Origin of the sequence: Leptolyngbya cf. ectocarpi LEGE 11479 (genome assembly GCF_015207065.1) — a bacterium.
GTDB lineage: Bacteria > Cyanobacteriota > Cyanobacteriia > Phormidesmidales > Phormidesmidaceae > Leptothoe > Leptothoe ectocarpi.
Genome location: NZ_JADEXP010000279.1, coordinates 1 through 8788 on the forward strand (window position 1 = coordinate 1; position 8788 = coordinate 8788).

The following is an 8788-nucleotide window of genomic DNA, read 5'->3' on the forward strand; positions in this document are numbered from 1 at the left end:
GGTTACTGTCGGGCCTGGGGGCCGCAACGGCGGATGGGGGCTATGGTGCGATCGCAGCCTTTGGTCTGGCCTTTGTCTCTAATTTCTTAACCGACCAAGCTCGCTGGCTGAGCATCATCGGCGGCCTATTTCTCTGTTATTTAGGCATCACTACACTTTTGAGTAAGCCTGCCGATAAACCCGCTGAGATCGGCAAGACCGGTTTGGCCGGAGCGTATCTTTCCACATTGGGGCTTACTTTAACCAATCCGGCAACGATTTTTTCCTTTGTGTTTCTGTTTGCAGGCTTTGCGCCAACCGGGCTGGGTTACGGTCAGGCCGTGGTGATGGTGGGTGGTGTATTTTTGGGCTCAGCGCTGTGGTGGTTACTACTAAGTAGTGGGGTATCGCGGCTACGCCATTGGTTAACGCCTAAGCGGCTAGTGTGGGTAAATCGTATTTTTGGCGCTTTGATTACCGCGTTTGGCATCGTTGCGCTGAGCTGGCAGAGATGAGGCTTGGGGTAGCAGCCGGGCAATCTATAAGAAAACGCTATGATAGCCTCATCTGGATACAACTGAAGATGACAACAGCGTTATCCGTTCACTCAGACGATGGCTGACCAATTTGAACGGGGAGTTTCTGTGACTAAAGAAACTCCTAATGCAGCTGACAGAAGAATTTGATATTCGTTTTTCTTCCCGTAGCTATGGCGTTTAGTGATTATAAAAGTATTGCCCAGGTACAAACTGAGTACCAGACCAAGTACAAAGAAGCGAACTTTATTCAACCGGCTAATTACAATCCCTCGCAAGTTTTTTTAGAGGAGCTTAAATTTAACCAAGAAAATATCGACGTCTTTGCATCAGAAGCTGCCAGATGCGAAACTGTTATTTTTCCAGTCCTGCGAGAAGTTTATAAACACTATCACCAGCAGACGTCTCTTTGGGTACAAAAAGCAATTGCTTACGATAACAAACTCAACGGCACTCCCGACTATTTGATCTCCAAGCGTTCAGCTCTGGGTAAAACGATGCTGGAAGTCCCTATTATTATCGTCGTCGAAGCGAAGAAAAATGACTTTGAACAGGGCTGGGGGCAATGCTTAGCAGAACTCATTGCGGCTGCCCACATTAATAGTGAAAAAATTCCTGTCTATGGAATTGTGACAGACGGCAAACTCTGGGAGTTTGCTCAGTTTATGGATAATACCTTGCTCAAAGAGCAAACCAGCTATACGGTTAGCGATTTACCAGTTTTGCTCGGTGTTACTAACTCTATTTTTGAGCAAGCTACAGCAAGTCTGGCAGTTTCATAACTTACTCTACGCTCAGGCTTTCCGTTACAGAAGATAGTATTAAACCAGGCACTGATTTCTTAAGGCTAATCTAATGGTTCAGCAGGTAATCTCCGATAGCCACATTCCCGAGCAGTATCCTGATAGCGATGGGCAACCCATGGCCGACAATACCAAGCAGTTTCGTTGGATTGTAGTAATCAAGGAAAATCTGGAGCGGCTGTTTGCGAATGATGCCAACGTATTTATTGCTGGGGATTTGCTGTGGTATCCAGTAGAAGGTGAACCCAAACGACGGCAGGCTCCGGATGTGATGGTGGTGTTGGGTCGTCCGAAAGGTGATCGAGGGTCTTATCGTCAGTGGTTAGAGGATGACATTGCGCCCCAGGTGGTGTTTGAGATTTTGTCGCCAGGGAATCGGCCAGGGGAAATGCTGCGGAAGCTAAATTTTTATCAGAAGTATGGTGTCGAGGAATATTACATTTACGACCCTGATGATAATGAACTGACCGGATTTGAACGTTCCGCGAAAGCCTTACATTTAGTCAGTGAAATGCGGGGTTGGGTGAGTCCAATCTTGGGTATTCGGTTTGAGCTAACAGAAGAAACGTTAGAAATTTATCGACCTGATGGGGAACAGTTCTTGACCTATGTTGAGTTGGGAGAACTGCTAGAGGCCGAGCGGAAACTCAGGCAGGCAGATCAGCAGCAGTTAACAGCCGAGCGGGAACTCAGGCAGACAGATCAGCAGCGGATTCAGGCATTAGAGGAAAAATTGCGGGAGCTGGGAATCAATCCGGAGTCTCTGTAGCCACATATACCTTGATTTAGCTGATCAAATTAGCAGTCATGTAAGAAAATCTGTGCCTGCAATAAATTTGTATAAGCTAGTGCTGTTCAGCGATATAACGAACGGTAGCTGCGTGGGATGCTGCGTGATCCTTAGGTATGGCTATGCCTAAGTGAAATGCACCATACGTGCTTTCATGATCGTAATACTGCAGGGTAAATCTATGGTTTCGTTTCGTCGGTGTGCAGTAAGTCTGGCATTGTTAATGACGCTCGGACCGGTAGGCGCTGTCGTATTCCCTGCACATCATCTATCCATAGTACAGGCTACTGATGAGCAGACGACTCCAGATACCTTGGAAGCATTAGAAGAGGAGTTAGCCACCTTTTGGGTGCAAGAATTAGCAGATTTGTTAGATGTGTATCTGCCTCAGATAGAGGGGGCTCCCCAGGCATATTTGCAAGAAATTCAGAAGCAGCTGACTCAGTATGAACAAAGTATTAGTCCCAATAAAGCTGAGTCCTTGGCGGCTTTGTTGGCTCAATCGCGAGAACGGGTGTTAGTGGATGAGGAACCGTCGGCAAAACTGCGGTTGTTGTCACTGCAGCTATTAGAAACAGCAGTCATCATTTATGGTGCTTTTGGAAAGGACATAGAGCAGGTTGAGGTGCATCAGGTTTCAGGGAAAGCCTATGCTGAAGAGTTTTTCTCGCTAAGATCACTACATCACTTTAAGCAAGCGCGAGAAATTTACGAAAGGCATGAGCTATCTGAAAAAGTTAATCAGGTAGATACCAATATTCAAGATTTTGCGATTGGTCTAAATCCAAAACTAAAGCTTCTGAATAAACGCCTGGCTCATTTTCGGAATCTTTCTGATTATGCAAGTGTTGCCCAAATAGCAGGATTAATTGCATGGACCTATAAAGATCTTGAGCAGGACGATTTATATTTAGCGTTTCTTAAGGAAGCATTTGAAGCCTCTAAAATAGCCGAAGACAGAATAGTGGGAGCGGGAACTGCTTACCAGATCGGCATTTTTTATTTGAATGCTTTAAATGACCTGGATACAGCTAAAGATTTCTTTCAGCAGGCGCTTGATCTATCTCTTGAAATTGATACAACAAACCCGAGGAGCGATCCTCAAACTGAAAATCAAATTGAGCGCTTGAGAGTATTAATTCAATCAGGGGAGCTAACAGAAGAGACTCATCCAGACTTTATAGCTGCTAAGGATGAACTGATTGAGCATCAAAGAAATAATCGCTATAAAGAGGCGGCAGAGACTCTGCTCCACAAAATTGTATATGGGTATGAGTACTATTTTGAAGAGTATGAGAAAGCAGCTGAATATGCTGAACAAGCTTTAGAGATTTACAGAGAAATTGGCGATCTCTGGGGTGAGCAATCTGCTCTTGGTCGATTGGCGTGGCTTTATCGCCAGCGGCTTAATCAACCAGAAATTGCTAGATCTTACTCTCTTCAATCCATTAGAGTTGCACAGGAAATAAATGATCCACAGGGAGTAAGAAACTCTGTTCAAAATTTCATATTTCAGGAATCCTCTCCGAGTAATTTGGAAACAACAAATGCAGAAACCAACCGATATTTCCATTCTTGCTTTGGCGAAAGCTGCAACCTTTTCCCTCCTAGCACCATAATTTTCGCAAATGGATCAGGCTACAGCTTTATGATTGAGAATCATAGGGAGCAAATACGTCTCATCTCATTGGCAAATGAAATATATTTTTACCTAAAAGATACCGATAGACTTACCGTTCACGATGCTCCTGCCTTCGACTACGAGCGGACTGCTGCCATTTATGCCAACTCAGGTGATTATGATAACGCCCTATCCTACTTTAAAAGAGCACTTAATACCCACCTCGAAATAGACGATTGGTACAACGCATCTAGGCTTCTCGCTTTGATCGGGTATGGGTATCTTAATATCTTTGAGGATATTGACCAAGCGATAATTTTTCATCACAGAGCTTGGTTAGCAACAGAGCTTGGATATTTTTATAATTCTCAGGAATATTTGTCTCTTCTTCACCCCCCATACATTGAAGGTAATCAATTTTTTAGCAAGATATCAGCAGCTTATTTGAGGCATAGTCAGGAAAGCAACGATCCTACAATAGTTCGTTCAGCTCAGTTGCTGTCAACAGGCTACCAAAAGTTGCAAATTGGTCAACAAGAAAGCGCTATTGATGACTTTGAAGAAGCATTACGTTTGCGGGAGCAGTCTTCAATCGGGGATCTGAGTAGCATTGAGGAAACAGCCCACATCCAGCGGCAGCTATCATATATTTATTTGACAAAAAGAAATCCTGACAGCGCCAGTACTTTTCTTGCCCAAGCCGTGACAGGATATCAAACCATAGGAGCCACCAGAGAAGCTGCAGCTTTAAACGATGCCTTGGGATGGATTTATTTTGAAACCAAGCAGTACAAAGCCTCATTAGCCGCTTTTTTACAGGCTCTCACTATTTATCAAGATGCTAAAAATCCTAGACAGCAAGCGACCATGCTGGCCAACATCGGCTTTTTATTCGAACAACAAGACAAACCAGAACTAGCCGTCATTTTTTACAAACAGTATGTCAACCTATCCGAATCGTTACGAAAAGACCTTAAAGCACTGCCTCTCGGACGTCGGCAAAATCGTGAACTGCTCCAGCCCTCAGAGCTATATCGCCATTTGGCTGACCTTTTACTCCAGCAAAACCGTGTTCTAGAAGCTCAGCAGGTGCTGGACTTGCTTAAAGTACAAGAACTCGATGATTACCTGGGAAATGTTCGCGGCAATACTCAGACCCAAGCTGGCATTGACTTAGCCACCATAGAACAAAAAATCGACAACCGAGCAGTTGCCGTTGGCCAAAGTCTGCTGGCCCTTAACTCAGTTAACTTTACTGAGCTGTCACCAACAGACCGAGCATCGCTCAGAGACTATCGTTCTGAACTTATTGATGAACAAAAAAAAATCATTCAAGATTTCGAAGACTTTATTGCCAGCTCAGACATTCAAGATTTAGTCAGCCAGCTAAGTGAAGCTGCCTCAGAGCAAGACGTATTGACTCAATTAGACAAATTTACCAATTTACAAAACAACTTAGAGTCTATTGGTCAAAATACAGTCCTGATTTATCCCTTAATTCTGAAAAATCGGCTAGAGCTAATTTTGGTCACCCCCTTTAGCGAACCGGCTCGATATTCGGTATCTGTCGATCGTGATGAACTGAATGCAGCCATCATCGAATTCCGCGAAGCTCTTGATAATCCATATAGCGATCCTAAAGCCATTGCACAAAAGCTTTATAATTGGCTGATTGCTCCAATGGCGAACGATCTAGAAGCCCTCGGAGCCGAAACCCTGATTTATGCTCCTGACGGAGCTTTACGCTATATTCCCTTAGCCGCACTCCATGATGGCAATCAATGGCTGGCTGAGCAATTTCAGATTAACCACATTACCGCTGTGAGCTTGGACGACCTAAACATACAACCTCAACGAACAGATCCCAGTGTTCTTACGGCTGTTTTTAGTGAGGGATCTGAAGAAGTAACGATTAGCGATCGCACCTTTTCATTCAACGGTTTACCGTTTGCAGGTAAGGAAGTAGAAGATATCACCAGCTTGTTTCCCAATACCACCCAGCTTGCCAACGAAACATTTCATCTCGGCGCTGTTGAAACGGAAATGTATAACAAAAATATTATTCACTTAGCCACCCATGCTACATTCCTTCCCGGCTCATCGAAAGATTCTTTCATCCTTCTAGGAGATGGCAGTCATGTGACACTAGACCACATCCAAAATCAGTGGAAAGGATTATTAAACAATGTAGATTTATTCGTGCTGAGCGCATGTGAAACAGGACTTGGTGGATCTGAACTCGGCAATGGCGAAGAAATTTTGGGCTTTGGCTATCTAATGCAAGAAGCAGGGGCAGCAGCATCCATTGCATCGCTCTGGCAAGTCAGCGATGGTGGTACTCAAGCGCTTATGAACGCTTTTTACACGGCCTTACGTAATGGTCATACTAAAGCCAAGGCCCTACAGCTTGCCCAGCAAGCACTAATTTCAAATGATCTATCTCTAGTAGGCGATGCTCGTAGCACGGGTATTGCCATTGTCAGTTCCCAAACAGGTGAAGAAACTACTCCCGCTGGTAGCCTTAATCATCCCTATTATTGGGCACCCTTTATTCTTATCGGTAATGGGCTCTAAATATCCGCTATCTCTGCCTAGGGTTTTCTGTTTAAGGCGTTCAAGTAGCGATCTCAAATCAACTTCAATAGCTCACTACTCTATCGGATTCAAGACTTGCTCAGCAGTCAGGGAAAATTCTGAAAACATAAAAGAGACAATTTTGTCGTTGCCTGCAAACACGGCCTCATCGTACGTATCACCATTTAGAGCCAATACAGTAACCGTCGCTTGATCTGGATCTAGCAGCCAATATTCGGGTATTTCTCGGGCTTCATACTGACAGTGTTTCTCTTCATAGTCGCGCGCTCGATTCACCTTACCCGGACTGACAACTTCCACAACCAAATCAGGGGGCGGCATATCCAACCAAATCGTCAGGCGGCGTTGTGTTAGTTCAATTCATATCGTGTAGACGGAACCCTAGACTTTGGGCAAGCTATCATTGTTGGTGAATGATGCAATTTGGAGCGTTACCATGAGTCCACTGGTCGAACAAATTATTCAACGCCTGGATCTGCTGCCAGAGGATGCTTTACGTCAGATTTTAACGACAATCAACAGCTTACTAAACCCAACAACCAGTGATTCCAATAGGGTTGAATTAAAGCCTTTCGATTCTGCTAGTTCTGACACCAGTATGCCTAACCTTATAAATCGTGAAGGTATCTGGGTTGTCAAAGCAAACAAACAATCATTTACTGATTACAATGCATTGATTTTTCAAGCAAGAGAGGACCGCATAGACAACTTCATTCAATGGTAAAGAAAGTATTATTTGATACCTCAACATTAGTTGCAGCATTGCTGGAAGAGCATCAATTGTATGATGTTTGCTTCCCTTGGTTAAAAAAGGCATTGACCAACGAATTTACTGGATATATTTCAACCCATACTCTGGCTGAATTGTATTCGGTTCTCACTCGGTTACCACGTCAGCCCAAACTACAGCCCTACGAAGTAGAAGCTTTGCTAGCAAACTTGAATGATATCCATAAGGTTTTTCTAGACGTTAATGATTACGCTCAAGTAATCAAGCGTTTAGTCAGCTTAAAAATAACAGGGGGTGGAATCTATGATGCTCTCATTGGCCAGGCTGCACTGAAAGTAAATGCTGATATTTTGTTGACAGCTAATCCAAAGGATTTTGTTCGTCTGGGCGATGACGTAGCGAATATTATAAGAGTTCTATCTGTAACGTAGATAAACGTTTCTGCTAAAATTGTGGGCTACCCAGCCACGCTAAATTTCACAATTTGTATCTTGACGCATCTAGATCAAGTGCTCTAATGTCAATAACAGGTCCACAAGACCTACAGAACTCAATCCCTTAGCGCTATCGGCAGGTGTCTCACCACCTACCGATAGCTAACCTCACAAGCTGAAACGGCAGCTTGAAGGCTAATGTCAAATGTACCTTAGCTCTTCCAGTTTGTAACTCTTGCGGGATAGCTAAGGCTTGAGTTTTGGTCCTAATCCCCCTCAGCGTTGCTGTCCGCAGCCGCGCTCGAGGGGGAACTATCCACTACAAAAAAAGGCCAAAACCATGTTTCAAGACAACACCCAGGGCGCAGACGCGTCCAATCGTCCTCCTGCCAACGACTCTCTCCCTGAGTACGAGTATGAAATCGTCAACCATACTCTTTTGGGCACCTTAGACGCCGTCCAAAACACGATCAAACAGCTCCACAAGCTCAACTACGCCGAGCCCAACGACTGGAGCCGTCCATTGCCTACCGGGCGCGCTAATGAAGTCATGGCGATCTTGACGCGACGGGTACGCGTAAATTGAGCTAACCCTTCTAACCCATGAAGGATTCTGGGGTGGGCTATCCGCTAGCAATAGCACTCAACCCCCACCCCAGTCGCTAAGAAAGCTAGAATCTTAGAACGCGCACGGGGAAACACAGCGATGACAACCACCCTACTCATCCAAACTGAATCATCTCCCTTAACGGTCTCATTGCCTGCGGTTGCCCCCATGACCCACGATGAGTTTTACGCATTTTGCCAGGCCAATCGAGATCTGCGCATAGAACGGACAGCCACTGGGGACGTTGTGATTATGCCACCCGCATTTTCAGACACAGGAAATCGTAACTTTAACCTGGCAGCCTATCTCTGGGTCTGGACCGAACAAGACGGCACCGGCCTTGGTTTCGACTCCAGTAGTGGGTTTACCCTACCCAATGGAGCAACCCGCTCACCAGACGCTGCCTGGATTCAATCCGACCGCTGGAATGCCTTAACAGAGCAAGAAAAGGCATCCTTTGCCCCCATTTGTCCTGATTTTGTGATTGAGCTACGGTCAGTCAGCGACACCTTGACGGGGCTGCAATCAAAGATGCAGGAATATATTGAAAATGGTGTATCACTAGGCAGGGCGAACGCATACATATCTTAATAATTGATGCAGGGATTGAAGCATCAGTCTTAGGATGACGATGCCCTCTAGCAATCTAGGTGCATCTAGACATGTCTAGCCCATCCATTTCACGGCTCAAAT

9 protein-coding genes are annotated in these 8788 nt (G+C 45.0%); 8 read left to right on the forward strand and 1 reads right to left on the reverse strand.

What is annotated here, in order from left to right:
• From IQ260_RS22750 to IQ260_RS31750, 4 genes are all read left to right on the forward strand, one after another.
• Positions 1-494: LysE family translocator (locus IQ260_RS22750; protein ID WP_193995376.1), on the forward strand; the 494-nt coding region annotated here is incomplete at its 5' end.
• A gap of 194 nt (positions 495-688) precedes the next feature.
• Positions 689-1297 (forward strand): hypothetical protein, encoded by a 609-nt coding sequence (locus IQ260_RS22755; RefSeq protein WP_193995377.1) that lies wholly within the window; start codon positions 689-691, stop codon positions 1295-1297.
• Between the two features lie 73 nt (positions 1298-1370).
• Positions 1371-2087 (forward strand): Uma2 family endonuclease, encoded by a 717-nt coding sequence (locus IQ260_RS22760; protein ID WP_193995378.1) that lies wholly within the window; start codon positions 1371-1373, stop codon positions 2085-2087.
• Between the two features lie 151 nt (positions 2088-2238).
• Positions 2239-6303 (forward strand): CHAT domain-containing protein, encoded by a 4065-nt coding sequence (locus tag IQ260_RS31750; protein WP_193995379.1) that lies wholly within the window; start codon positions 2239-2241, stop codon positions 6301-6303.
• Positions 6304-6378: 75 nt separating this feature from the next.
• Here the strand turns inward: IQ260_RS31750 and IQ260_RS22770 are convergent, their stop codons facing one another.
• On the reverse strand, positions 6379-6645 hold the full coding sequence (locus tag IQ260_RS22770; RefSeq protein WP_193995380.1) for a Uma2 family endonuclease: 267 nt from the start codon (positions 6643-6645) through the stop codon (positions 6379-6381).
• A gap of 115 nt (positions 6646-6760) precedes the next feature.
• Here IQ260_RS22770 and IQ260_RS22775 point away from each other — a divergent pair, with 115 nt between their 5' ends.
• The 4 genes from IQ260_RS22775 (at position 6761) to IQ260_RS22790 (ending at position 8686) form a co-directional block, all read left to right on the forward strand.
• Complete coding sequence (locus IQ260_RS22775; protein ID WP_193995381.1) at positions 6761-7048, forward strand: hypothetical protein; 288 nt, start codon at positions 6761-6763, stop codon at positions 7046-7048.
• Positions 7042-7485 (forward strand): PIN domain-containing protein, encoded by a 444-nt coding sequence (locus IQ260_RS22780; protein WP_193995382.1) that lies wholly within the window; start codon positions 7042-7044, stop codon positions 7483-7485. The genes IQ260_RS22775 and IQ260_RS22780 overlap by 7 nt, the downstream gene beginning before the upstream one ends.
• A 343-nt stretch (positions 7486-7828) precedes the next feature.
• Entirely contained in the window at positions 7829-8074 is a 246-nt protein-coding gene (locus IQ260_RS22785; protein WP_193995383.1) for a hypothetical protein, read from the forward strand.
• Positions 8075-8194: 120 nt separating this feature from the next.
• Positions 8195-8686 carry a Uma2 family endonuclease gene (locus IQ260_RS22790; RefSeq protein ID WP_193995384.1) on the forward strand — a complete coding sequence of 164 codons (492 nt, stop codon included), beginning with the start codon at positions 8195-8197 and terminating at the stop codon, positions 8684-8686.
• The last annotated feature ends 102 nt before the right edge of the window (positions 8687-8788 follow it).